General features: G+C 66.4%; 23 protein-coding genes, 1 tRNA gene and 1 rRNA gene (1 of these 25 running past the window's edge). 16 read left to right on the forward strand and 9 right to left on the reverse strand.

Going from position 1 to position 24,887, the window contains the following annotated elements; all coding sequences use genetic code 11:
- A 16S ribosomal RNA gene (locus AC2ITM_RS16620) occupies nt 1–399 on the reverse strand; it reaches 1,065 nt to the left of the window's first position.
- Between the two features lie 724 nt (nt 400–1,123).
- On the opposite strand from AC2ITM_RS16620, the gene AC2ITM_RS16625 reads away from it, so the two are divergent.
- Entirely contained in the window at nt 1,124–1,633 is a 510-nt protein-coding gene (locus AC2ITM_RS16625; protein ID WP_486467727.1) for a GNAT family N-acetyltransferase, read from the forward strand.
- Between the two features lie 45 nt (nt 1,634–1,678).
- Here the strand turns inward: AC2ITM_RS16625 and AC2ITM_RS16630 are convergent.
- Nucleotides 1,679–1,754: transfer RNA gene (locus AC2ITM_RS16630), tRNA-Lys, on the reverse strand.
- A gap of 193 nt (nt 1,755–1,947) precedes the next feature.
- On the opposite strand from AC2ITM_RS16630, the gene dapF reads away from it, so the two are divergent.
- From dapF to AC2ITM_RS16645, 3 genes are all read left to right on the forward strand, one after another.
- Nucleotides 1,948–2,778, forward strand: a complete 831-nt coding sequence (gene dapF / locus AC2ITM_RS16635) for a diaminopimelate epimerase (RefSeq protein ID WP_486467728.1) — start codon at nt 1,948–1,950, stop codon at nt 2,776–2,778.
- 2 nt (nt 2,779–2,780) lie between these two features.
- Complete coding sequence (mtaB, locus tag AC2ITM_RS16640) at nt 2,781–4,034, forward strand: tRNA (N(6)-L-threonylcarbamoyladenosine(37)-C(2))-methylthiotransferase MtaB (protein ID WP_486467729.1); 1,254 nt, start codon at nt 2,781–2,783, stop codon at nt 4,032–4,034.
- A 213-nt stretch (nt 4,035–4,247) separates the two neighbouring features.
- Nucleotides 4,248–4,859, forward strand: coding sequence for a glutathione S-transferase (locus AC2ITM_RS16645; RefSeq protein ID WP_486467730.1), 612 nt, complete (start codon nt 4,248–4,250; stop codon nt 4,857–4,859).
- A gap of 19 nt (nt 4,860–4,878) precedes the next feature.
- Here AC2ITM_RS16645 and AC2ITM_RS16650 read toward each other — a convergent pair whose 3' ends face one another.
- The gene (locus AC2ITM_RS16650; RefSeq protein ID WP_486467731.1) at nt 4,879–5,565 is read right to left on the reverse strand and encodes an outer membrane protein; all 687 of its coding nucleotides are present in this window, start codon (nt 5,563–5,565) and stop codon (nt 4,879–4,881) included.
- Nucleotides 5,566–5,817: 252 nt separating this feature from the next.
- Between AC2ITM_RS16650 and petA the strand changes: the two genes are divergently transcribed.
- From petA to AC2ITM_RS16670, 4 genes are all read left to right on the forward strand, one after another.
- Nucleotides 5,818–6,399, forward strand: a complete 582-nt coding sequence (gene petA / locus AC2ITM_RS16655; RefSeq protein ID WP_486467732.1) for a ubiquinol-cytochrome c reductase iron-sulfur subunit — start codon at nt 5,818–5,820, stop codon at nt 6,397–6,399.
- Nucleotides 6,400–6,411: 12 nt separating this feature from the next.
- Nucleotides 6,412–7,737 carry a cytochrome b gene (gene petB / locus AC2ITM_RS16660; RefSeq protein WP_486467733.1) on the forward strand — a complete coding sequence of 442 codons (1,326 nt, stop codon included), beginning with the start codon at nt 6,412–6,414 and terminating at the stop codon, nt 7,735–7,737.
- Nucleotides 7,738–7,754: 17 nt separating this feature from the next.
- Nucleotides 7,755–8,543, forward strand: a complete 789-nt coding sequence (locus AC2ITM_RS16665; protein WP_486467734.1) for a cytochrome c1 — start codon at nt 7,755–7,757, stop codon at nt 8,541–8,543.
- 132 nt (nt 8,544–8,675) lie between these two features.
- Entirely contained in the window at nt 8,676–10,925 is a 2,250-nt protein-coding gene (locus AC2ITM_RS16670; RefSeq protein ID WP_486467735.1) for a response regulator, read from the forward strand.
- Between the two features lie 9 nt (nt 10,926–10,934).
- On the opposite strand, the gene yaaA is transcribed toward AC2ITM_RS16670, so the two are convergent.
- The 3 genes from yaaA to AC2ITM_RS16685 all read right to left on the reverse strand — a co-directional run bounded on the left by yaaA (nt 10,935) and on the right by AC2ITM_RS16685 (nt 14,320).
- Entirely contained in the window at nt 10,935–11,699 is a 765-nt protein-coding gene (gene yaaA / locus AC2ITM_RS16675; RefSeq protein WP_486467736.1) for a peroxide stress protein YaaA, read from the reverse strand.
- Nucleotides 11,700–11,761: 62 nt separating this feature from the next.
- Nucleotides 11,762–13,804, reverse strand: a complete 2,043-nt coding sequence (recQ, locus tag AC2ITM_RS16680) for a DNA helicase RecQ (protein WP_486467737.1) — start codon at nt 13,802–13,804, stop codon at nt 11,762–11,764.
- A 228-nt stretch (nt 13,805–14,032) separates the two neighbouring features.
- A complete protein-coding gene (locus AC2ITM_RS16685) occupies nt 14,033–14,320 on the reverse strand; it encodes a YggT family protein (RefSeq protein ID WP_486467738.1) in 288 nt (95 codons plus the stop codon).
- Between the two features lie 127 nt (nt 14,321–14,447).
- Between AC2ITM_RS16685 and AC2ITM_RS16690 the strand changes: the two genes are divergently transcribed.
- The 5 genes from AC2ITM_RS16690 (at nt 14,448) to arfB (ending at nt 19,090) form a co-directional block, all read left to right on the forward strand.
- Entirely contained in the window at nt 14,448–14,981 is a 534-nt protein-coding gene (locus AC2ITM_RS16690; protein WP_486467739.1) for an acyl-CoA thioesterase, read from the forward strand.
- 5 nt (nt 14,982–14,986) lie between these two features.
- Nucleotides 14,987–16,384 (forward strand): MFS transporter, encoded by a 1,398-nt coding sequence (locus AC2ITM_RS16695; RefSeq protein WP_486469454.1) that lies wholly within the window; start codon nt 14,987–14,989, stop codon nt 16,382–16,384.
- Nucleotides 16,384–17,331, forward strand: a complete 948-nt coding sequence (gene mepA, locus AC2ITM_RS16700; protein WP_486467740.1) for a penicillin-insensitive murein endopeptidase — start codon at nt 16,384–16,386, stop codon at nt 17,329–17,331. The genes AC2ITM_RS16695 and mepA overlap by 1 nt, the downstream gene beginning before the upstream one ends.
- A complete protein-coding gene (locus AC2ITM_RS16705; RefSeq protein ID WP_486467741.1) occupies nt 17,295–18,158 on the forward strand; it encodes an esterase-like activity of phytase family protein in 864 nt (287 codons plus the stop codon). The genes mepA and AC2ITM_RS16705 overlap by 37 nt, the downstream gene beginning before the upstream one ends.
- Nucleotides 18,159–18,676: 518 nt before the next feature.
- Nucleotides 18,677–19,090: an alternative ribosome rescue aminoacyl-tRNA hydrolase ArfB gene (gene arfB / locus AC2ITM_RS16710; RefSeq protein ID WP_486467742.1), complete on the forward strand. Its 414-nt coding sequence runs from the start codon at nt 18,677–18,679 to the stop codon at nt 19,088–19,090.
- 3 nt (nt 19,091–19,093) lie between these two features.
- Here arfB and pncB read toward each other — a convergent pair whose 3' ends face one another.
- Nucleotides 19,094–20,386: a nicotinate phosphoribosyltransferase gene (gene pncB, locus AC2ITM_RS16715; RefSeq protein ID WP_486467743.1), complete on the reverse strand. Its 1,293-nt coding sequence runs from the start codon at nt 20,384–20,386 to the stop codon at nt 19,094–19,096.
- 135 nt (nt 20,387–20,521) lie between these two features.
- Between pncB and AC2ITM_RS16720 the strand changes: the two genes are divergently transcribed.
- Nucleotides 20,522–21,673: a sialidase family protein gene (locus AC2ITM_RS16720; RefSeq protein WP_486467744.1), complete on the forward strand. Its 1,152-nt coding sequence runs from the start codon at nt 20,522–20,524 to the stop codon at nt 21,671–21,673.
- Here the strand turns inward: AC2ITM_RS16720 and AC2ITM_RS16725 are convergent.
- Nucleotides 21,670–22,425: an SDR family NAD(P)-dependent oxidoreductase gene (locus AC2ITM_RS16725; RefSeq protein WP_486467745.1), complete on the reverse strand. Its 756-nt coding sequence runs from the start codon at nt 22,423–22,425 to the stop codon at nt 21,670–21,672. The two genes, AC2ITM_RS16720 and AC2ITM_RS16725, sit on opposite strands and share 4 nt — an antisense overlap.
- Before the next feature lie 146 nt (nt 22,426–22,571).
- Here AC2ITM_RS16725 and AC2ITM_RS16730 point away from each other — a divergent pair, with 146 nt between their 5' ends.
- Complete coding sequence (locus AC2ITM_RS16730) at nt 22,572–23,459, forward strand: AraC family transcriptional regulator (RefSeq protein ID WP_486467746.1); 888 nt, start codon at nt 22,572–22,574, stop codon at nt 23,457–23,459.
- A 3-nt stretch (nt 23,460–23,462) separates the two neighbouring features.
- On the opposite strand, the gene pncA is transcribed toward AC2ITM_RS16730, so the two are convergent.
- Complete coding sequence (gene pncA, locus AC2ITM_RS16735; RefSeq protein WP_486467747.1) at nt 23,463–24,059, reverse strand: bifunctional nicotinamidase/pyrazinamidase; 597 nt, start codon at nt 24,057–24,059, stop codon at nt 23,463–23,465.
- A gap of 215 nt (nt 24,060–24,274) precedes the next feature.
- Between pncA and AC2ITM_RS16740 the strand changes: the two genes are divergently transcribed.
- The gene (locus tag AC2ITM_RS16740) at nt 24,275–24,829 is read left to right on the forward strand and encodes an NADPH-dependent FMN reductase (RefSeq protein WP_486467748.1); all 555 of its coding nucleotides are present in this window, start codon (nt 24,275–24,277) and stop codon (nt 24,827–24,829) included.
- Nucleotides 24,830–24,887: the final 58 nt, after the last annotated feature.

A 24,887-nucleotide genomic window follows, 5' to 3' on the forward strand; every position in this document is an offset into this window, starting at 1 on the left:
TTACGACCCTAAGGCCTTCATCACTCACGCGGCATGGCTAGATCAGGCTTGCGCCCATTGTCTAAGATTCCCCACTGCTGCCTCCCGTAGGAGTCTGGGCCGTGTCTCAGTCCCAGTGTGGCTGATCATCCTCTAAAACCAGCTACTGATCGTCGACTTGGTAGGCCATTACCCCACCAACTATCTAATCAGACGCGGGCCGATCCTTCTCCGATAAATCTTTCCCCCGAAGGGCGTATGCGGTATTACTCTCAGTTTCCCGAGGCTATTCCGCAGAGAAGGGTACGTTCCCACGTGTTACTCACCCGTCCGCCGCTCCCTCCGAAGAGAGCGCTCGACTTGCATGTGTTAGGCCTGCCGCCAGCGTTCGTTCTGAGCCAGGATCAAACTCTCAAGTTGAAACGCGTTACCGCGTATCCTTGACGTCCGAACCTCTGCACATCTTTGACCGGGAGGCTAATCCCGGTCGTCTCTGTTTGTTGTGCTCAAGGTACCAAAGGTACCGAAAGCCGTCCAAACAGTGAAGCTGACACCACATCATCGGCTCAAGGCCTAGTGGCGCGATATACAGACGTCGGTCATCGATAGATCCAAACCGCCCGCATATCTCTTCAGATACTCGCGATGTCAAAGAGCGTAGAGACAAAACAAGACCAGTGCGCCCTTACTTAACGGCGCGCCCGCCCAAATCTGTCTCTGAATTCAACCAACAAACGCCTCAGCGCCGCCGGTGAGGGGTCTTCTACGGATTGACCCACAAACCCGCAAGCGAAAAAATCCAAAGATTGGAAAAAATCACACAATCAAACCTCAAATACCTGAAATTATATAGATATTTGGCGTCCTGCCGGCCCGGTGCCCGCCTCTCTCAGAAACCTGGCAAAATCCCGATTCCCCAAAACCCACAGGCTTATCCACAGACTCGCGTAGAATCGGACCCTTGCGGCGTTGAAAAAACGACTCGCCGCCGAATCCCGGGGGAATTTCATCCCCAGGTGAGGGATTCTCCCTTTGACGGCGGCCCGGATGTGGGCACCCTCGCATAGATCGGAAGACCAGTCGCAGGCCCGCCCTACCCGGCAGCGACGGCCGCACCGGCGCAGGCACCCGACCAGAGCCAGACATGACAGAGGCACACCACATGCAGATCCGCCCTGCCAGCCCCGGGGACACCGCAGCGTTGCTCGGGATGGTCCAGGCCCTGGCTGCGCATCACGGCGACACGCCGCAGCTGACCGCCGACACCCTGATCCGGGATGCCTTCACCCCTCCACCCTGGATCCGCATCCTGGTGGCCGAGAAGACCGGAGCCCTGGTCGGCTATGCCGCGCTCTGCGGGCTGGCACAGCTGCACCTGGGGCTGCGCGGCATGGACCTTCACCATCTCTATATAGAAGAAGGGCACCGACACGCGGGCCTGGGGCGCGCCCTGGTCGCCGCCTGCCTGGCCGAAGCCGGCGCTGCAGCCTGCCAGTACCTGTCCGTCACGACGCATCCACAGAACCAGGCCGCCCAGGCCTTCTATCCGGCCCTTGGCTTTGCCCGACGCGGCGATCACCCACCCCGCTTCGTGATCCGCCTGAGCCCACAAGCCAGGCCGGACGGCGAAACACCGAAAATCGAAAAGACCTGAAACGAGAAAACCCCGCCGTTTGGCGGGGTTCTCATTGAGAGAAAGTGGTGAGCCGTGTAGGATTCGAACCTACGACCCACTGATTAAAAGTCAGTTGCTCTACCAACTGAGCTAACGGCCCACTTTCTTGTCTGCCGTCCGGCGCTGCGTTGCGGTGTGTTGCGTTGCTGCGTCGTCCGTGAGGGGCTCTCTAAGGATATCCGCCGAGGGGGTCAAGCGGAAACGACGAAAAAAGTTTGGGCAAAATGCGGGACCTAGCGTCAACCTCCGGCGGGCTCCTTTTCAACAAGGGGCGGCAGGGATATATGGCCGGAATGCAGACACAGGATCTCTCTCAGGGCCTGCCCTTCATGAAGATGCATGGGCTGGGCAACGACTTCGTGGTCATCGACTCGCGCGGGCGCGAAGCGGTGACGACCCCTGCCCTCGCGCGTGCGGTGGGCGACAGGCATCGCGGCGTGGGCTTTGACCAGCTGGCCGAGATCCGCGATGGCGAGGACAGCGACATCTGCCTCGACTTCTGGAACAGCGACGGCACCCGGGCAGGCGCCTGCGGCAATGCCACCCGCTGTGTCTCGGCCTATGTGATGGGGCAGACCGGCACCGACACCCTCTCGATCCGCACCGCACGCGGGCTGCTGCACGCGCGCCTGGCAGAAGGAGAGGTCTCGGTGAACATGGGGCCGCCGCAACTGGACTGGCAGGAGGTCCCGCTGGCCCGCGACGTCCCCGTGACCGATGTGCCGCTGGCCGGCGCCCCGGTGGCCGTCGGCATGGGCAACCCGCATTGCGTCTTCTTCGTCGATGACGTGATGGCGATCGATCTGCCCGCCACCGGCCCCGGCATCGAGCACGACCCACTGTTCCCCGAACGCACCAACGTCGAATTCGCCGAGGTCCGCAGCCCGGACGAGATCCGCATGCGCGTCTGGGAACGCGGCGCGGGCATCACGCTGGCCTGCGGCTCGGGCGCCTGCGCGACGGCCGTGGCAGCGCATCTTCGCGGCCTGACGGGCAAGCGCGTGCGGATGGAACTGGACGGCGGCTGGCTGGTGCTCGACTGGCGCGAGGACGGCGTCTGGATGACCGGCGCCACCGCACATGTCTTCGACGGCCTTCTGTCCCCCGCCCTGATCGGAGCCTGACCATGGACGCGCCCAAGTTCACCACCCTCGGCTGCCGCCTGAACGCCTACGAGACGGAAGCGATGAAATCGCTGGCCGAAGAGGCAGGCGTTGCCAATGCCCATGTGGTGAACACCTGCGCCGTCACCGCCGAGGCCGTCCGCAAGGCCCGCCAGGAGATCCGCCGCATCCGCCGCGAGGACCCTCAGGCGAAGATCATCGTCACCGGCTGCGCTGCCCAGACCGAACCCGAGACCTTCGCCACCATGGCCGAGGTCGACCTGGTGATCGGCAATTCGGAAAAGATGAAGCCGGAAACCTGGTCGAAACTGGGCCCCGACTTCATCGGCCAGACCGAGCGCGTCCAGGTCGATGACATCATGTCGGTGACCGAAACCGCCGGCCACCTGATCGACGGCTTCGGCACGCGCTCGCGCGCCTATGTCCAGGTGCAGAACGGCTGCGATCACCGCTGCACCTTCTGCATCATCCCCTATGGGCGCGGCAATTCCCGCTCGGTCCCCGCGGGGGTCGTGGTGGACCAGATCAAGCGCCTCGTGCAGCAGGGCTACAACGAGATCGTGCTGACCGGCGTCGACCTGACCTCCTGGGGGGCGGATCTGCCGGCCACACCGCGGTTGGGCGACCTGGTGCTGCGGATCCTGCGCCTGACGGATGTGCCGCGGCTGCGCATCTCCTCGATCGACTCGATCGAGGCGGACGAGGCGCTGATGCAGGCCATCGCCACAGAACCGCGCCTGATGCCGCACCTGCACCTGTCGCTGCAGGCCGGGGACGACCTGATCCTGAAACGGATGAAACGCCGCCACCTGCGCGACGATGCCATCCGCTTCTGCGAAGAGGCCCGCCGCCTGCGCCCCGACATGACCTTCGGCGCCGACATCATCGCGGGCTTCCCCACCGAAACCGAGGCGATGTTCCAGAATTCGCTCAAGCTGGTGACCGACTGCGACCTGACCTGGCTGCACGTCTTCCCATACTCGAAACGCGAAGGCACCCCGGCCGCCAAGATCCCCTCGCAGGTCAACGGCAATGCCATCAAGGACCGCGCCGCGCGCCTGAGGGCAGCGGGCGATGCCCAGGTTCAGCGCCACCTCGCAGCACAAACCGGGATCGCCCACAAGGTGTTGATGGAAAGCCCCCGCATGGGCCGGACCGAACAGTTCGCCGAGGTGCATTTCACCCGCGACCAGCCCGAAGGCCAGATCATCCCCGCGACGATTCTCGGCCACGAAAGTGGACACCTGCTCGCCTGACCTCATTGGGCATCGCCCCTGGAAAGCAGGGGTGCCTCCGGCGGGAGTATTTATGGTCAGATGATGAAGAACCCCGGTTCCCTGTCATCTGACCGGAAATACTCCGGGGGAGTCTCCGAAGGAGACGGGGGCAGAGCCCCCCGCCCCGGCCTCCAATGGACAGTCCCCTGCCCTCCCCCTAGGCTCGGCCGCGAACCTTCCACGGGAGCCCCCATGTCCAGCCATACCGCCTTCGTCTCTCCGGCCTCGCCCTTTGCCCGCAAGGTGCGGGTCACGATCCTTGAAACCGGTCTGGCCGACCGGGTTGCCACGCAGAATGTCTCGACCACCGCGCTGAAATCGGACCCGGTCCTGGTGGCGGCGAATCCCCTGGGCAAGATCCCGGCGCTGCTGCGCGAGGACGGCCCGACGCTCTGCGACAGCCCGGTGATCTGCCGGTATCTCGATGACCTGGCCGGCACCGACCTTTATCCCGAAGCCCGGATCTGGGAGATCCTGACCCTAGAGGCCCTGGCAGACGGCATCATGGATGCCGCCGTCCTGATGGCCTACGAACATCGCCTTCGGCCTGCCGACAAGGTGTTCCACGACTGGGTCGAAGCGCAGTGGGCCAAGGTGCAGCGCACCGTCTCGGTGCTGAACGACCGCTGGACCAGCCACCTGACGGGCCCGCTCGACGGTGGGCAGATCGCCCTGGCCTGCGCCCTGTCGTACCTGGATTTCCGCCATGATGCGCGCAGCTGGCGCACCGGCAATGAAGCACTGGCCGAATGGCACGCGACCTTTGCCGCGCGCCCCTCGATGCAGGCCACCCTGCCGGCCTGATCCCGGTCCGGGCTTCCGTTCAGAAGCGGAAGCCCACGCCGACGTTCAGCGCATTGGTCAGGATCTTCGTTTCCAGCGTACCGCCATCGTCCAGGTCGGCATGGTTGTCGGATGCCGTGAACTGATATTCCCCGAAGACCGACCAGCGATCCCCCAGAGGATAGCTGAGGCCCGCCGTCAGACGCATCGCAGGGCCCGTCAGCTCGTATTTCTCGGTGGCGGTGCCGCCAGTGGGCGTGACCTCGACATGGGGAATGGCGATGCCGACGCCCGCGCTCAGGTAGGGCGTCATGCCGTGCCAGCCATTCTTCCAGCGCCGCGACACGTTCGCCGTGACGATGTTCAGCCCATCGGTGAATTCCAAGTGCGTGAACTCGGGCGACATGTCGCCCTTGGGCGCATAGACCTTGTCATGGGTGTATTCCAGCCCCAGGCCCCAGGTCTCGCCCAGCCATTGGGTGACGCGGGCGCCGTAATAGGGCGGCATGGCAAAGCTCTTGCCCTCCCAGCCGATTTCCTTGGAATAGCTGCCGGTCTGCGGCGTCCAGCCCTTGATCCGGCTTTGCGCGGCGGTCTGTGCGCCACTGAAGAAACTCAACTCCGTCTCAGCGGCGGCAGGCGCCGCAAGCCCTGCGCAAACCGTCAGGACAAGGGCAGAGGCGGCGGCGATCCGGCGACCGCTCACGACAGTATGTTGGCTTTTCATGATTCGAAGGCTCACCTTCCACGACGTCGTAACGTATTCCTGCCCTAGATAGCGCGTCCTGGCCTGCAGGACGAGTCCCCAGGTCAACCTTTGGACAAGCGCGACACTTCCGCACCCCCGTTGCGTGATCACGATTGCGTGCTGGACCGAAATTCGACGGGGCGATAAAAAAGCAACGGTACGGTTGCGCGAACAGGGCGCCCTACAACCCAAACGCGGCTGGCCCGCCGCTCAGGAAATGGAGCTAAATTCGTGTCCCACGCAGAAGATCACGAGGGCACCCGGAGGGATTTCCTCTATTATGCCACAGCAGGGGCGGGTGTCGTTGCCGCGGGAGCGGCCGTCTGGCCGCTCATCAACCAGATGAACCCTTCGGCCGATGTGCAGGCGCTGTCCTCGATCCGGGTCGATGTCTCGGGGGTCGAGCAGGGCACCCAGCTGACGGTGAAGTGGCGCGGCAAGCCCGTCTTCATCCGCCGCCGCACCCAGGACGAGATCGACATGGCCAACGCCGTCGAGGTCTCTTCGCTGCGCGATCCCGTGGCCCGCAATGAAAACCTGGCCGCCGATGCGCCCGCCACCGATGCGAACCGCGCCCTGGTGCCGGAGGGCGCCACCGGTGCCGCCGCCGAGGAATGGCTGGTGATGATGGGCGTATGCACCCATCTGGGTTGCGTGCCGCTGGGGGAATCAGGCGATTTCGGCGGCTGGTTCTGCCCATGCCACGGGTCGCACTACGACACGGCAGGACGGATCCGCAAGGGACCGGCGCCGCAGAACCTGCATATCCCGGTTGCCGCCTTCGACGGCGCGACCGAGATCGTCCTGGGCTGAGGGGAGGAGCGCATGTCCGGCATTCCGCACGACCACTACGAACCGAAGACCAAGGCAGAGAAATGGGTGGAAACCCGGCTGCCCGTCATCAGCCTGATCTACAACACGCTGATGATCCCCACCCCCAAGAACCTGAACTGGATGTGGATCTGGGGGATCATCCTGGCCTTCTGCCTGGGGCTGCAGATCGTCACCGGCATCGTGCTGGTGATGCATTACACGCCCCATGTCAGCCTGGCCTTCGCCAGCGTCGAGCACATCATGCGCGACGTCAACGGCGGCTACATGCTGCGCTATCTGCATGCCAACGGCGCCTCGCTGTTCTTCTTTGCCGTCTACCTGCACATCTTCCGCGGCCTCTACTACGGCAGCTACAAGGCCCCCCGAGAGATCACCTGGATCATCGGCATGATCATCTATCTGCTGATGATGGCCACCGGCTTCATGGGCTACGTTTTGCCCTGGGGGCAGATGTCGTTCTGGGGGGCCACCGTGATCACCGGCCTGTTCGGCGCCATCCCCTTCGTGGGCGAGGCGCTGCAGACCTGGCTGCTGGGCGGGCCTGCGGTGGACAATGCCACGCTGAACCGCTTCTTCAGCCTGCACTACCTGCTGCCCTTCGTCATCGCGGGGCTGGTCATCGTGCATATCTGGGCCTTCCATTCGACCGGCAACAACAACCCCACCGGGGTCGAGGTGCGCCGCGACAGCAAGGCCAATGCCGAGAAGGACACCCTGCCCTTCTGGCCCTACTTCGTGATCAAGGACCTGTTCGCCCTGGCGGTGATCCTGGTGGTGTTCTTCGCCATCGTCGGCTTCATGCCGAACTTCCTGGGCCATCCCGACAACTACACCGAGGCCAACCCCCTGGCGACGCCCGCGCATATCGTGCCGGAATGGTACTTCCTGCCGTTCTACGCGATCCTTCGGGCCTTCACGGCGGATGTCTGGGTGGTGATGTTCTGCGACTGGATCACCGGCGGCATCGTCGATGCCAAGTTCTTTGGCGTGCTGGCGATGTTCGGCGCGATCATCGCGATGGCGCTGGTGCCGTGGCTCGATACCAGCCGGGTGCGTTCGGGGCGGTATCGTCCCAGCTTCAAGTACTGGTTCTGGCTTCTGGCCGTCGATTTCGTCGTGCTGATGTGGGCCGGGGCGATGCCCGCGGAGCCGCCCTATTCGATCATCTCGCTGATCGGGGCGACCTACTGGTTCGCGTATTTCTTCGTGATCCTGCCGCTGCTGGGCCTGCTTGAGACCCCCGACACGCCCCCCGCCACGATCGAGGATGACTTCAACGCCCACTACGGCACCAAGCCCGCGAAGCCGGCCGAGTGAGGAAAGGACAAGGGACCATGATCCGCAAACTGACCCTTCCCGCACTGGCAGCCCTGGGCCTGATGGCCGGGGCCGCACAGGCCGCCGAAGGCGGGCACGTCCACAACGTGCATTTCTCGTTCGACGGGCCGTTCGGCTCGTATGACCAGCAGCAGCTGCAGCGCGGCCTGAAGATCTATACCCAGGTCTGCTCGGCCTGCCACGGGCTGAAATTCGTGCCGATCCGGACGCTGGGCGATCCCGGCGGACCCGAACTGCCCGCCGACCAGGTCCGCGCCTATGCCGCCAACATCGAGGTCTACGACCCCGAGCTGGACGACATGCGCGCCGCCACCCCGAACGACAAGTTCCCGAAAAGCACGCTGCCCAATGCCCCCGACCTCAGCCTGATGGCGAAGGCGCGGGCGGGCTTCCACGGGCCGCTCGGGACCGGCATCAACCAGCTGCTGTTCGGCATCGGGGGGCCGGAATACATCACCGCGATCCTGACCTCCTACACCGGTCAGACCAAGGAACAGGCCGGCGTCACCTATTACGAGAACACCGCCTTCGCCGGCGGCTGGATCGCCATGCCGCCGCCGCTGTCGGGCGATGACGTGGAATTCGACGACGGCCATTCCAGCGAACTCCACCACGAGGCCGAGGATGTCTCGGCCTTCCTGATGTGGGCCGCGGAACCCAAGATGATGGCCCGCAAGCGCGCGGGCTTCGTTGCCGTGACCTTCCTGATCCTGCTGTCGGCGCTGCTGTACCTGACCAACAAGCGGATCTGGAAACCGGTGAAGAAGGCCGCGAAACAGGCCTGACGACCCCAGATCCCCGCAAGGCCCCGGGTTCCGTCCCGGGGCCTTCTGCTTTGGCGCCCCGACAGACCTAACCGCATCTTTACCGATTCCACGCGACAGTCCCGCGACTGACCGTGACGGAGAAAAGACCGGATGAGCCTGGCCAGCAAACTCGCGGAGGAGCGCCGCGCGCGGCTCGCCGCAGAGCGTTTGCTTGAACAGAAGCAGGCGGAACTTCATGCCGCGAACCGCAAGCTCAGCCGTCATGCCCGCGCCCTCTCGCAGCAGATCCACGAGAAACGCGCCGAGGTCGAAACCGCCCTGTCCGAGAACGAGCGCGTGCGCTCTGACCTGTCGATGGCGAACGAACGCATCGCCGTGGCCGAACGGCGGCTGTGGCTGTCAATCGAAACGATCCGCGATGGTTTCGCCTTCTGGGATGCCGAAGGGGTGATGATCGCGGCCAACGACGCCTGGCTTTCGGTTTTCGACGGGCTGCAGGAGGTCGCGCCGGGCATCACCTATATCCGCCTGCTGCAACTGGCCACCGAAGAGGGGATGATCGACACCGGCGCCCTGACGCCCGCCGCCTGGCGGCAGGAGATGCTGGCGCGCTGGCAAAGCCCCCGCCCCGATCCCCGGGTGATCCGGCTGTGGAACGGCCAGTACATCCGCATGATGGACCAGCGCGGCCATGGCGGCGACGTGGTCAGCCTGGCGCTGAACATCACCGGCACGATCCGCTACCAGACCCGCCTGCGCGAGGCGCGATCACGCGCCGAGGCCGCAAACCGCGCCAAATCCACCTTCCTCGCCAACATGAGCCACGAGATCCGCACCCCGATGAACGGCGTGGTCGGCATGGCGGATCTGCTGGCCGACACCGCGCTGTCCGAGGAACAGCGGCTTTACGTCGACACCATCCGATCCTCGGGCGAGGCGCTTCTGGTGATCATCAACGACGTGCTGGACTATTCCAAGATCGAGGCCGAAAAGCTGGTCCTGCATCCCCGCCCCTTCGATCTGGAACGCTGCATCCACGAGGTCATGCTGCTGCTGCAGCCCACCGCCAAGGAAAAGGGCCTGAGCCTGCTGGTCGATTACGACCTGTTCACCCCCACCGGGTTCACCGGCGATCCGGGGCGGATCCGGCAGGTGCTGACCAACCTTGTGGGCAATGCGGTCAAGTTCACCAGCCACGGCCATGTGCTGATCCGGGTGCTGGGCCTGCCGCGCCCCGACAGCGGCGACATCGACGTGACCGTCACGGTCGAGGACACCGGCATCGGCATCGCCCATGACAAGGTGGATCTGGTCTTTGGCGAATTCAGCCAGATCGAATCCGAGGCCAGCCGCCATTTCCAGGGCACCGGGCTGGGCCTTGCGATCTCGCGCAAGCTGGTCGAGCTGATGGGTGGCCGGATCTGGGTCGACAGCGAACTGGGCGAGGGATCGTCCTTCGGCTTCCGCATCGCCATGCCCGTGGCCGAGGGCATCGGCCAGCCGGCCGAACCCGCCCCGGTGCCCGATCCCGGCCGGGTCCTGATCGTCGATGATGACGCGCTGCAGGTCTCGATCCTGGAAAAACAGCTGGAACTGCTGGGGATTTCCACCGCCGCCTGCACCAGTGGCCCGGCTGCGCTCGCGCGGCTGGACGAAGGCTGGGGGCTGGTTCTGACCGATCACAACATGGCCGGGATGGACGGGCTGGAACTGGCCGAGGCGATCCGCGACCGTGGCAACCCGGTGCCGATCATCCTGTTTTCCCCCGCCGTGCATTTTGCCGAGATGGACCCCGCGCGGCGTCACCTGCACGCCATCCTGCAACGCCCGATGCTGCGCCGGGACCTGTTCGACACGCTGCGCACCCTGGGCGGCCCCGCGCCCGCCACGGCCCCTTCCCCCGAAACCGCCGCGCCGCCGACCCGGCTGCCCGACGCCGGCCGACCCGCCCGGGTCCTGGCGGCCGAGGACAACAAGACCAACCGCCTGGTCTTCGGCAAGATGCTCTCGGGCGCGGATATCGAGCTGCGCTTTGCCGAAAACGGCGCCGAGGCAGTGCAGCTGCACCACGATTTCGCGCCCGACCTGATCTTCATGGACATTTCCATGCCCGGCATGGACGGGATGGAGGCCACGCGGCTGATCCGCGCCGCCGAGGCGGGCACCGGCCGACACGTGCCCATCGTGGCGATGACCGCCCATGCCCTGCAAGGCGACGAGGAACGCGCCCTGGCCGCGGGCCTTGACCACTACCTGGCCAAGCCGCTGCGCAAGGCCGACGTGCTGGACAAGCTGGCCGAACTGACGCCCCCCGGTCTGCGCCCGCCCTTCCACGCCCCCCTGCCCGAAGGCAGCTGGACGCCCGAGGACGACGACGACATGCGCGCCCGCCCGGCCTGAGCTGAGGGCTCAGCCCTGGTTCAGGAAGACGAACTGATCCTCCGAGGACCGCTCGGGCTGGAAGACATAGCCACCCAGATCGAAATCCTTCAGCCCCTCGGGATCGGTCAGCCGCCGTGTGATCACATAGCGCGCCATGGTGCCACGCGCCCGCTTGGCATTGAAGGACACCACCTTTTCCTTGCCCTTCACCACGTCCAGGAAGACCGGGGTGATCACCCGCAGCTTTAGCGCCTTCAGGTCGACCGCGCCGAAATATTCCTGGCTGGCGCAATTCACCAGAACCCCGGACCCGATGCTTTCCCCTTGTGCATTCAAGGCCTTGGCGGGCGTGTCCTTCCAGTACTGATAAAGGTTGGTGCCCCGGCGCGTCTTCAGCCGCGTGCCCATTTCCAGCCGGTAGGGCTGGATCCCGTCCAGCGGCCGCAGCACCCCGTAAAGCCCCGACAGGATGCGCAAGTGCTGCTGCGCCCAGGCCATTTCCTCGGGCTCCAGCGAGGGGGCATCAAGGCCCTGGTAGGTGTCGCCCGCAAAGGCCAGCGCCGCCGGCCGCAGCACCTCCGCCCCCGGCGCATCCAAGAATTCGCGGTAGCGGTCGCGGTTCAGCCGGGCCAGATCATCGGACAGATGCATCATCGTCTTGATCTCGTCCAGGGTCCGGGCCCGCATGGTCCGGGCCAGGGAATTGGCCTCGTCCAGGAAATCGGGGGTGGTCAGGGCCTGGTCCCGCTCGGCCCAGTCGAGCCGCTTTGCCGGGGAAACGACGATCAGCATGGTCTGTCCTTCTCTTGCGCGAGGCGGAACATAGGCCGAACGACGCGGCGCGGCCAGCCCCTTCAGCCGTCTTCGCGCAGGGCCTCCAGGAAGGCATCACCAAAGCGTTCGACGCGGCGCGCGTCCATCAGGCGGGACAGCCCATCGGTGTCGCGGGGGCGGGTTTCTGCGATGCGGGCAATCAGCGAGGCCGAGCACGACAGCGGCTTGTCGATCCCCTCGGGACCGCGGGACAGGTCGGCCTGGATCGCCATCAGCCGATCATAGAGGGACCCCGCCTGCCGCCCCGCCAACCGGCGGCGCTGCGGATGGGTGTCCTCGGCCGCCCCGGTGATCACCTCCAGGAACAGCGCGCCGTAGGTATCGAGCTTCTTCGCCCCCACCCCCGAAATCCCCGCCATCTGGTCGAGCGTCCCGGGCTTGCGTTCGGCCATCTCGATCAGGGTCTTGTCGTTGAAGACCATGTAGGCCGGGATGCCGCCATCCTTCGCCAGCGCACTGCGCCGCGCCTTCAGCGCCGACAGCAGCGGCTCGTCCTCCTCGCTGACCAGGGTCTTGGCGGCGGGACGGGCGTTTTTCGCGGCCTTCAGGCTGTCGCGGCGCAACAGGATCGTATCCTCGCCCTTCAGGATCGGCAGCGCGGCCTCGGTCATGAACAGGGCGCCGTGGCGGTCGGGGTTCGGACGCACCAGGTCGCGGCCCATCATCTGCCGGAAGATCGCCTGCCATTCGGCGCGCTTGAATTCGCCGCCCACGCCGAAGGTCGGCAGCCTGTCATGGCCGCGCTCGCGCACCTTGTCGGTTTCGTGCCCGGTCAGGATGTCGATCAGGTGGCCGGCGCCGAACCATTCCTCGGTCCGCAGCATGGCCGACAGCGCCTTGCGCACCGCCAGCGTCGCATCGAAGGTCTCGGGCGGGCGATCACACAGGTCGCAGTTGCCGCATTGGGTGCAGGTCTCGCCGAAATAGCGCAGCAGGGTGGCGCGGCGGCATTCCAGCGCTTCGGCCAGCCCCAGAAGGGAATTGAGCCGCCCGTGATCGGCGGCACGCCGTTCCGGCGGCGCCTGGCCTTCGTCGATCTGGCTGCGGCGCAGGCGGATGTCATCGGGGCCGAACAGGGTCAGGGTCTCGGCCGGGGCGCCATCGCGCCCGGCACGGCCGATTTCCTGGTAATAGGCCTCGATGCTCTTGGGCAGGTCGGCATGGGCGACCCAGCGGATGTCGGGCTTGTCGATGCCCATGCCGAAGGCGACGGTGGCGACGACGATCAGCCCGTCCTCCTGCTGGAAACGCAGCTCGGCCGCGCGGCGGGCGTCGGGGTCCATGCCGCCGTGGTAATGGATCGCCTCCATGCCGGCCTCGCGCAGGCCCTGAGCCAGGCTTTCGGTCCGGGCGCGGGTGCCACAGTAGACGATGCCCGACTGGCCGCGCCGGGCGCTGGCAAAGGTCAGGATCTGCTTGCGCGGGCTGTCCTTGGCGGCAAAGGCCAGGTGGATGTTCGGCCGGTCGAACCCCCTCAGGAAGATCCTCGGCTGCCGGTCAGCGAACAGGCGGCGGACGATCTCCTGCCGGGTTTCCTCGTCCGCAGTGGCGGTGAAGGCCGCCAGCGGCACGTCGAGCGCCTCTCTCAGTTCTCCGATCCGCAGGTAATCGGGACGGAAGTCATGGCCCCACTGGCTGACGCAATGCGCCTCATCGACGGCAATCAGCGAGACATCGAGTCGCCGCAGCATCTCCATCGCCGCGGCCGACCCCAACCGTTCCGGCGCCACATACAGCAGCTTCAGCCGGCCGGCATGGATCGCATCCCAGACGGCCTCGGTCTCGGCCTCGGTATTGCCCGAGGTCAGCGCGCCCGCCTCGACCCCGCTTTCGCGCAACGCCCGCACCTGGTCGCGCATCAGCGCGATCAGCGGAGAAACAACCAGCGTCAGACCATGACGCACCAGCGCAGGCAGTTGATAGCAAAGGGACTTGCCGCCACCGGTGGGCATGATGGCCAGGGTATCCTGCCCCGAGGCCACCGCCTCGACGATCTCCTGCTGGCCCGGCCGGAAGGCATCGAATCCGAATACCTCGCGCAGAAGCGTCTCTGCCCTGTCCATGTCCTGTCCCCTTGCCGAAATCCGGCCGCAATCTTTCACAGACCGCCCAATGGCACAAGGCGCAGCGGGGAGACGCCTGCCCCGGAAAAAATGCGCCTGCCGGCGCAGGCCTCCGGCGGGAGTATTTATGGCCAGATGATAAAGAACCCCGTTCCCCGTCATCTGGCCATAAATACTCCGGGGGAGTCCCCGCAGGGGACGGGGGCAGAGCCCCCCGCCCCGTCCGGGTCAGTAGAACATCCCGATGTTGTTCTGGATGACGATCCGGATCGCCATGATCGCAACCAGCACGATCAGCGGCGCCAGGTCGAGGCCGCCCATCGGCGGCAGGATGCGGCGGATCGGGGAATAGATCGGCTCTAGCACGCGGTTCAGCCCGTACCAGATCTGCGCCACGAACTGCTGACGGGTGTTCAGCACCTGGAAGGAGATCAGCCAGGACATGATCACATGGGCGATCACGAAGAACCAGACGACGTTCAGGACGAGGTTGATGATCATCAACAGGGACTGCATGCGGCGCTTCTCCTTTTCACGGCCGGCATCAGGTAAGCAGTCCGGCCCCTGCGCGCAAGTCGGACGGGACGTTCCGGTTGACGCCGTGGTTAAGGCGCCTCAGCACCAGAGGGGAAGGAGAGTGCCCATGTACCCCTATCTTCGCTTCACCCACGAGATCCGAAAGGCGCGCCGGGCGCCGCCGCTGGCGTTGTCGGACACCCATGTCTCGCTGCACCGGATCTGGCCCGGCGACATCGATCCCTGGGCCGAGCTGAACAATGGCCGCACCCTGACGCTCTATGACCTGGGGCGGCTGCCGCTGGCGATCCGCGCGGGGTTTACCGGGGTGCTGAAGGCGCGGGGCTGGGGGCTGACCGTCGCCGGCAGCGTCGTGCGGTATCGCCGGCGACTGACGCTGTTGCAGCGGGTCGAGATGCGCTCTCGGCTGATGGGGGCAGATGCGCGGTTCCTCTACATGGAGCAGAGCCTCTGGAGCGACCCGGAGACCTGCGCCAACCATGCCGTGCTGCGCACCGCGGTGATCGCCCGGCGCCGGATGGTTCCCGTGGCCGAGGTCCTGGCCGCCATGGGCGATCCCGCGATGCCCGTGCTGCCGGACTGGGCCGGTGCCCTCTTTGCCGCCGAGGACGCCCGCCCCTGGCCCCCCGACAGGATCTGATCCGCCTGTCCGGGTCTCTTGTCCGGGACGCCCCTTCACCGCATAACCGCCCCGACACTTCCGCAACGAAAGGCCGGGGCATGAACAGGCGCATCTGGGGTTGGTTCTTTTTCGACTGGGCCAGCCAGCCTTACAGCACCCTGCTGCTGACCTTCATCTTCGGCCCCTACGTGAAGGAGCTGATGGGATCGGGCTCTGCCGCCCAGAGCGCCTGGGGCCTTGGCATCGGCGCGGCGGGGCTGTGCATCGCGGTGCTGGCGCCGGTGCTGGGGGCGATCTCGGACCAGTCGGGACACCGGATGCGGTGGATCTGGGTGTTCTCGGGGCTTTATGTCGTGGGGTCCTGGATGCTGTGGCAGGCCGCGCCCGGGGATTTCCATCTGGGCAGGACGCTGGTCTTCTTTGCCCTGGGGCTGATCGGCATGGAATTCGCCACGATCTTCACCAATGCCATGCTGCCCGATCTGGGCCCGAAAGAGCAGATCGGCCGGATCTCGGGAAACGGCTGGGCCTTCGGCTATGTCGGCGGGCTGGTGTCTCTGGTGATCATGCTGACGCTGCTGGCCGAGAATCCTGCCACCGGGCGCACGCTGATCGGCATTCCGCCGATCCTGGGCCTGGATCCGGCGCTGCGCGAGGGAACGCGCGCGGTGGGTCCGCTGACCGCGCTCTGGTATGCGGTCTTCATGATCCCCTTCTTCCTGTGGGTGCGTGAACCGCGCGGACGCAGGGCGTCGAAGGGGGCTGTCGGGCGGGCGCTGCGCCAGCTGGCGGGGACGCTGCGGGACCTGCCCAGGACGCCCTCGCTGCTGGCCTATCTGGGGGCCTCGATGCTGTACCGGGACGCGCTGAACGGGCTTTACGTCTTTGGCGGCATCTATGCCGCCGGGGTGCTGGGCTGGACCGTCACCCAGATCGGCATCTTCGGCATCCTGGCGATCGTCACCGGGGCGATCTTTACCGCGCTTGGCGGGCGGGCCGACACGCGCTTTGGTCCAAAGCCCGTGATCGCCGTCTGCGTGCTGCTGCTGCTGGCGGTCAGCCTGCTGACCGTGACCATCGGGCGCGGCCATGTGCTGGGGATCGCGCTGCCCGAGGGCTCGCGCCTGCCGGACCTGATGTTCATGGGCGTGGGCGCGGTGATCGGTGCCGCCGGGGGGGCGCTGCAATCGGCAAGCCGGTCGATGATGGTGCGCCAGGCGCGCCCCGGGCGGATGACCGAAGCCTTTGGCCTCTATGCGTTGTCCGGCAAGGCCACGTCCTTCCTGGCGCCGCTGCTGATCAGCGGCGCAACCTGGATGAGCGGGTCTCAGCAGACCGGCATCCTGCCGCTGGTTTTCCTCTTTCTCGGCGGGCTGGTCATGCTACCCTTGGTGAAGACCGATGGAGATCCCACCCCCTGATGCCCCTGCCCTTCCGCCTGCCCCTGCTTCTTGCCGCCGTCGTCGCACTTGCCAGCTGCCAGGGGTCCTCGGGGGGGACGAACACGGCGCCCCAGGTGACCAAGGCGCGTGCCTTTGCCGAAACCGTGCCCTCGGCCTGGATGACGGAACCCGCCAAGGCGCTGTTCGGGCAGGTGTCGCGGCCCTCGGCGCAGATGAACGAATCGCTGGGGTCCTACGCCAGGGGCTGTCTTGCGGGCGCCGTGCAGCTGCCGGAAAGCGGCCCCACCTGGCAGGCCATGCGGCTGTCGCGCAACCGCACCTGGGGCACGCCGCAACTGGTCGACTACCTTGAGGATTTCTCGCACAAGGCGGCGAAGATCCCGGGCTGGGACGGCATCTATGTCGGCGACATGAGCCAACCGCGCGGCGGCCCGATGAGCTCGGGGCATGCGTCGCACCAGATCGGGCTGGATGCCGACATCTGGATGCTGCCGGCCACCAACATGCACCTGACGCCGCAGCAGCGCGAAACCGTGTCGTCGATCTCGGTCCGCAAGGGGGCTTTCGTCAACGACCGCTGGAACCCGTCCTATACCGCGCTGCTGAAGGCAGCGGCCGAGGATCCCCGGGTGGCGCGGATCTTCCTGTTCCCGGGCGGCAAGGTCGAGATGTGCAAGGAGGCCACCGGTGATCGCAGCTGGCTGCGCAAGATCCGGCCCTGGTACGGCCATGACGACCACTTCCACATCCGCCTGCATTGCCCCGCCGGCATGGCCGGCTGCGAGGAACAGGCCCCGCCGCCCCCCGGTGACGGCTGCGACGAGGCCCAGAGCTGGGTCGACAGCATCCTGCACCCTGCACCGCCCAAGCCCGGCGCCAAGCCCAAGCCGCCCGCGCCGCCCCTGACCCTTGCCGGCATGCCTGCCCAATGCGTTTCCGTCCTGCAATCGCAGCCCTTGCACTAGGGCTGCTGGGCGGCCCGCTGGCCGCCGCTACCCCGCCCGCCGAGGTGCTGGTCGATCTGCCCGCAGCCGAACCGGGCTTTGGCGGCTTCTCGGGGATCGAGGTGTCGGCCGACGGGCGCCAGTTCACCCTGCTCAGCGATCGCGGGCGGATGGTGCATGGCCATTTCCAGCGCCGCGGCGGGGATCTGATGGCCCTGCAATACGATTGGGCCGCCTGGCCCGGCGGGGCGCTGACCCGCCGTCACAAGCTGGATTCCGAAGGGCTGGCGATCAGTGACACCGGGCGCTGGTATCTCTCGACCGAGAATGCCGGGATCTATGCCATGTCGCCGAAGACCTTCGCGCTGACCGCCCTGCCCGCGCCGCCCGATCAGGCGCAGCTTTACCCGAACCGGAAATACGAGGGGCTGGCGGTGGGACCGGACGGCACCCTTTATACCCTGCCCGAACGCCCCTCGGCCGCCGAAGGCAGAGACGCGCCGCTCTGGGCCTTCGACGGGCATCGCTGGCGGTTGGTGCGGCAGATCCCGTTGCGGGACCATTTCATGTTCGCCGGCGCCGATGTCGGCCCCGATGGTGCGCTTTATGTGCTGGAGCGCAGCTGGACGCTGACCTTCCGCAACCGGGTCGAACGGTTCGATCTGGCCCACCCCGGGCGCCCCGGCCGGGTGATCTGGCAGACCGACGCCTATCCGCTGCACAACTTCGAGGGGCTGGCCGTCTGGCAGGCGCCGGACGGGCTGAAACTGACCATGGTATCGGACAACAACTTTACCGGGATGCTGGGGCAATCGCTGCTGGAAGTGACCCTTCCCGTGCCGCACTGACCAAAGCCCATTCCACATTTCAGCACAATCAAGCCCCCTTCGGAGGCCCTGTTGTGGCGTTGCGGAAACACTGCCGCCCCGCCGTGCAAAAGCTGCCGTCTTTGCGGGCATCGAGGCCGAAAAAAATTTCCGAAGCCGAAAGAAGTTCTTTGACTATTAAGAACTTCGTGCCACCCTCAGGGTATCGGTAACATTCAGAAAGGAGGTGCTCTAGTGTCTATTGAGGTATTGGGGAATGGGGTCGGAACAGCCTGGAAGGAGCATCGCTGAGGCAGCCCTCGGCTGGTGAACCAAAGGGTTGGTCATTACCTAACCGGACCACCTCCTGATCTCGAGAGGGGCCGCTCCGTTACCGGGGTGGCCCTTTCCATTTGCCGGAACAGATTTCCTGGTCTGAAAGGTCGTGTTCCGCGCTGCGCGCGGGGCATATTTGGGGAAAGATGAAAGGGCCGGGTGGCGCGAAAGAACTGGCCGCGACGCGGGGCGCGCGCCATATGGGCGGGGAAAGGAAGGCACCCATGCTGCGCATCACCGACAGGATCGCCATCGAGGAATGGGAGCTGCTGGAGCAGTTCATCCGCAGTTCCGGCCCCGGCGGGCAGAACGTCAACAAGGTCTCGACCGCGGTCGAGCTGCGATTCGAGGCGGCGCGCTCTCCCTCGCTGCCGGAGCCGGTGAAGCGGCGGCTGCAGCGGCTGGCCGGGCGGCGCTGGACCAAGGAGGGCGCCGTGGTGATCCAGGTGTCCGACGAGCGCAGCCAGGCGCGCAACCGCGAGATCGCCCGCGAGCGCCTGGCCGAGCTGATCCTGCAGGCCACCATCGTGCCGAAGCGGCGCATCGCCACCAAGGTGTCGCAGAACCAGAAGCGCAAGCGCCTGGACGCCAAGAAGGCGCGCTCTGAGGTCAAGGATGGCCGCGGCTGGGAGCGCTAGGCGTCAGACCACGACCTGGCGGCGTTCTTGATCGCCGACACCGAAGACGCGCTTGTAGCGGGCGATCTCGTCGGCGGGGCCCATGGCCTTTTCGGGATTGTCCGACAGCTTGACCGTGGGATGGCCATTGGCGCTCTGGGCCTTGCAGACCAGCGAGAATGGCGCCAGCGCGTCATCGGCCACCAGGCCGCGGAAATCGTTGGTCAGCAGCGTGCCCCAGCCGAAGCTGACCTTGACGCGGCCGGCGAAGCGGGCGTGCAGCATCTCCATCTCGGCGACATCGAGGCCGTCGGAGAAGATCACCAGTTTCTTCGAGGGATCCTCGCCGCGGGACTTCCACCAGTCGATGGCGATCTCGGCGTTGCGGACCGGATCGCCTGAATCGATGCGGATCCCGGTCCAGCCCGCCAGCCAGTCGGGCGCGTTCTGCAAGAAGCCCTCGGTACCGTAGGTGTCGGGCAGGATCATCCGCAGGTTGCCCGAGTGTTCGTCGTGCCAGTCGGCCAGCACGTCATAGGGCGCGCGCGCCAGCGCCGCGTCATCGGGGGCGAGGGCGGAATAGACCATCGGCAGTTCGTGGGCATTGGTTCCCACCGCCTCCAGGTCGCGTTTCATGGCGATCAGACAGTTCGAAGTGCCGGTGAACTTGGGGCCCAGGCCTTCGACCATGGCCTGCACGCACCAGTCCTGCCACAGGTAGGAATGCCGGCGCCGGGTGCCAAAATCGGCGATCTTCAGGCTGTCGATACGGCGCAGGCGCTCGATCTTCTCCCACAGCTTGGTCATGGCGCGGGCATAGAGGACCTGAAGCTCGAACTTCTTCATGTCGTTCAGCACGGCCCGGCTGCGCAGCTCCATCAGGATGGCGAGCGTCGGGATTTCCCACAGCATGACCTCGTGCCAGGGGCCTTCGAAGGTCAGCTCGTACTGGTCGCCGCGACGTTCCAGGAAATAGGGCGGCAGGCGCAGATTCTCGAACCACTCCATGAAGTCGGGGCGGAACATCTGGCGCTTGCCATAGAAGGTGTTGCCCCGCATCCAGGTGCTTTCACCGCGCGACAGCGACAGCGAGCGCACGTGGTCCAGCTGCTCGCGCAGCTCGCCCTCGTCGATCAGCTTGGCCAGCGGGATGTGGGTTGCCCGGTTGACCAGGTGAAAGGTCACCTGGGTGTCGGGCTTGTTGCGGAAGATCGACTGGCACATCAGCAGCTTGTAGAAATCCGTGTCGATCAGCGACCGGACGATCGGATCGATCTTCCACTTGTGATTGTAGACCCGTGTCGCGATGTCCACCATGACGCTCCAGCTCCCTTATTGCCGTGCGATAAAGCCCGGCGGAAAAGGGGATTGCAAGGGTTGCGGGTGCAGGGCACTGGACGGATCGCGCGCCGGATGCCACCCTGACGTGAAGTCATGAACGGGGAGGCACGCATGACGGAAGTGACCCTGATGATCGGCACCACCAAGGGCGCCTTCCTGCTGGAGGGCGGCCCATCGCGCAGCGGCTGGCAGGTGCGCGGGCCGTTCTGCGGCGGCTGGCCGATCAACCACATGGCCGCCGATCCCGAAACCGGCCGGATCTGGGCGGGCGGCGGCAACGACTGGTTCGGCGCCGGTGTCTGGCACAGCGACGACACTGGCGCCAGCTGGACCCTTGCCAAGCTGACCCGTGGCCAGATGGACAGCTGGGCCGAGGCCGATCCCGATTTCGCCGCGATGACCGGCTGGATCCGCACCCCCGCCCCCTTCGCCCAGGACTTCAGCCAGGTCTGGTCGCTGTGTTCCACGCCCGGGGTGCTTTATGCCGGGACCAAGCCCGCGCAACTGCTGATCAGCCGCGACGGCGGCGAAAGCTGGTCGCAGAACGAGGCCTTGGCCCAGGACCCTTCGCGGGCGGGGTGGAACCCGGGGGCTGCGGGGCTGGTGCTGCACACGATCGTCCCCGACCCCGCCACCCCCGAGAAACTGTGGCTGGGGATCTCGGCCGCCGGCGTCTTCGCGACCGAGGACGGCGGCGCCAGCTGGACGCGCCGCAACCGGCTGGCCAATGCCGCCGCCTGCGCCGGGCATGATCACCCGGCCGCCCCCAGGGATGGGGAGACCGGCCATTGCGTCCACAACATGATGCGTGCCCCGGGGGCCGAAGACATCCTCTATCAGCAGAACCACCATGGCGTCTGGCGCTCCCCTGATGGCGGGCGCAGCTGGGACGACATCACCGCCGGGCTGCCCTCGACCTTCGGGTTTCCGATCCGGGTGCATCCGCGCGATCCGGGGACGCTCTGGACACTGCCGCTGAACGGCGACATGGCGGGGCGATACCCGCCCGATGCCGCCGCCGCCGTCTGGCGGTCGCGCGACGGCGGCGACAGCTGGCAGGCGCTGCGCAACGGGCTGCCGCAGCAGGCGTGTTTCTTTACCGTGCTGCGCCAGGCCATGGCCGGTGACAGCCATGACCCGGCGGGGGTCTATTTCGGCACCAACTCGGGCTCGGTCTTTGCCACCACGGACGAGGGCGACAGCTGGACCGAGATCGCCCGCCACCTGCCGACGGTCCTGTCGGTCGAGGTCTTCGAACGCTAGATGTTCTGACCGCCCGAGGCCTCGATCCGCTGGCCGGTGATCCAGTTGCCCTGCGACAGCAGCAGGCTGGCCACGGCCGCGCCGATGTCATCGGGCAGACCGGCGCGGCCCATCGCCGTCGCCTGCGCCACCATCTGGTTGACCGCCTGGTTGTCGCGCACGGTGCCACCGCCGAAATCGGTCTCGATGGCGCCGGGCGCGATGGAATTCACCGAAATCCCGCGCGGCCCCAGTTCCTTGGCAAGGTATTTCACCAGCGTGTCGACCGCCCCCTTCATCGCGCCATAGGCCGAATATCCGGGGGTGGCAAAGCGCGCCAGCCCCGAGGACAGGAACAGCAGCCGCCCGCCATCGGCGATCTGCGGCAGCAGCACCTGGGTCAGCAGGTAGGGCGCGCGGACATGGACCTGGTAAAGGCCGTCCAGCTGCGCGGGGGTGGTGTCCTTGAACAGCGCCCAGACACCGTGACCGGCATTGTTGACCAGCCCCGTCAGCGCGGCATGGCCCAGGGCCCGGGTGGCCCCGGCGACCGTTTCGGCAAAGGCCGGATAGGCGTCGGCATCGCCCAGGTCCAGCTGCAGGGCCTGCGCCTTGCGGCCAAGCGCCTCGATCTGGGCGACGATCCCGGCGGCCTCGTCGGCGCCGGAACGATAGGTCAGCAGGATGTCGGCGCCGCCCCGCGCCAGGTGCAGCGCCATGCTGGCGCCCAGGCCACGGCTGCCGCCGGTGATCAGGAAAAGCGGAGTGCTCATGATCGGGATCCTTTCCGTTTCGATGCCCCCGATATGGCGCAGGAGCGCGCGCCCGGCCTGCCGCATCCTGCGCAAGACTTGCCCGATCCTGCGGCAGGCCCCGGATCGCCCTTGCCAGCAGGCCCGCCCTGAGGCCTGATCGGGACATGAGCCTGAACCACCCCCTGACCGATGCCGCCCTGCGCTATGCCCTGCGCGAAGGCCTTGGCTACACGCCCCGCCCGCTGCCGGTGGATCGACTGTCGCTGTTCTATTCCCCCGCCCCGACGGCCCTGTCGCATACCCTTTACGACCCGGTCTTCTGCCTGGTCCTGAGCGGCGAGAAACGTGCCGATTTCAACGGCACCTCCGTGGCCTTTGCCGAAGGCCAGGGCCTTGTGGTGTCGCTGGATCTGCCCGCGACCAGCTGGATCACCAGGGCCGAACCCGGCGCGCCCTACCTGGCGCTGGCGGTGCGGCTGGACCCGTCGCTGCTGCGCGAACTGGCGCATCTGCTGCCGCCCTCGGGCCCCGAGCAGCCCGCCCAGGCGCTGTCCAGCGCCCCGGCCTCGGGGGCGCTGATCGATGTCTGTGCGCGGCTGTTCACCCTGGTCGAGACCCCCGAGGCCCGCGCCGTGCTGGCGCCGCTGTGGCTGAGGGAACTGCATTACCTGCTGCTGACCAGCCCGCAGGGCGCCATGCTGCGCCGCATCGCCCAGTCCGGCAGCCATGCCGCCCGCATCGCCGAGATCGCCGCCCATCTGCGCACCCATCTGGACGCCCCGATGCGGATCGAGGCCCTGGCCCGGCGCGCCGGCATGAGCGCGACCGTCTTCCACCAGCGCTTCCGCGAGATCACCGGCGCCACCCCGGTGCAATTCCTGAAGCGGCTGCGCCTGCTGGAAGCGCAGCGCGCCCTGCGCGCGGGCGAGGCCAACGTGACCCAGGCCGCCCTGCGGGTGGGCTACGAAAGCCCATCCCAGTTCAGCCGCGACTACCGCGCCATGTTCGGCTGCGCCCCCCGCGACGACCGCATGGGGCTGGCGGCCGAATAGCCGCTACGCGATCGTGACGCCCGCCGCCGCCATGCCATCAAGCGCCTGGGCCAGAGAGCCTCCGAAATCGATGCCGCGGCAAAGATCGGTGCGCACGGTCACGTCAAACCCCAGCTTTGCCGCATCGACAGCGCTGAAATTGACGCAGAAATCCGTCGCAAGGCCCACCAGCGTCACCTGCGTCAGCCCGCGGGTCTTCAGATAGCCCTCCAGCCCGGTGGGCGTGGTGTGGTCGTTCTCGAAGAAAGCGGAATAGCTGTCGATCGCCGGGTTGCAGCCCTTGCGGATGATCAGATCGGCCCGGTCCACGGCCAGATCAGCATGGAAATTCGCCCCGTGCGAGCCCTGGATGCAGTGATCCGGCCACAGCACCTGCGGCCCGTAGGGCATCTGGGTCATCGACATCGGCGCCGCGCCCTCATGCGCCGAGGCGAACGAGGAATGCCCCGCCGGATGCCAGTCCTGGGTCAGCACCACTGCGTCGAATTCGGTCATCAGGGCATTGACGCCGGGCACGATCAGATCGCCCTCGGCCACCGCCAGGGCGCCTCCGGGGCAAAAGTCCTTCTGGATGTCGATGACGATCAGCGCCTGGGCCATGTGAGTCTCCGTTGTCGTTGCGGTGACGGTGGCAAGCCCCTTTCGCCCCGTCAATGCGCGCCCCGGGGCAGGCTGCCGGATATATTGGCAAGTGATTGCCAAACCGGCGAATTCCGACCACCCGACTGTGCATCCATGCGATAAGCAGGGTGCGCCTTTGAAGCTACAGCCTGCGCTGCAACGCAGCTAGGCTTGCGGCAAAAGGAGACCTGATCATGACCAAGAAGATCGTTGCCATCAGCGGCTCGCTCCGCAAGGACGCCGTCTGCACCCAAATCGCCAACACCCTGCAGGACCTGGTTCCCGCCGACACCACCGTTGACGTCGTCACCCTGAACGACGTGCCGATGCTGGACGAGGACCTGAAGGCCAACGGCTCGCCCGCCGTCATCACCGAGATCGCCGCCAAGGTCGCTGCTGCCGACGCGCTGGTGCTGATCACCCCGGAATACAACCGCTCGACCTCGGCCGCGCTGAAGAACATCATTGACTGGCTGTCGAAGGAAGAGGGCGCACCGCTCTCTGGCCTGCCGGTCGAGATCATCAGCCATTCGCCGGGCGCCACCGGCGGCCTGATGGCCAACCACTCGCTGCGTTCGATCCTGGCCGTGCCGGGTGCGAAAGTGGCTTCGGGCTTTGAAGTCGCCATCGGCGGCTCGTTCGGCAAGGTCGCCGAAGGCAAGCTGGCAGACGCAGGCACCCGCGAATTCGTCGCCGGCAAACTGCAGGGCCTGCTGGCCGCGCTGGCCGCCGAGAAGGCCGCCGCCTGATCCTTCGCGGTGCTTCCTTAGCACCTTTTGTCGCGGCGCGTCCCCTTGCCGGGGGCGC

This window comes from Pseudooceanicola sp. NS-SX9, from assembly GCF_057380705.1.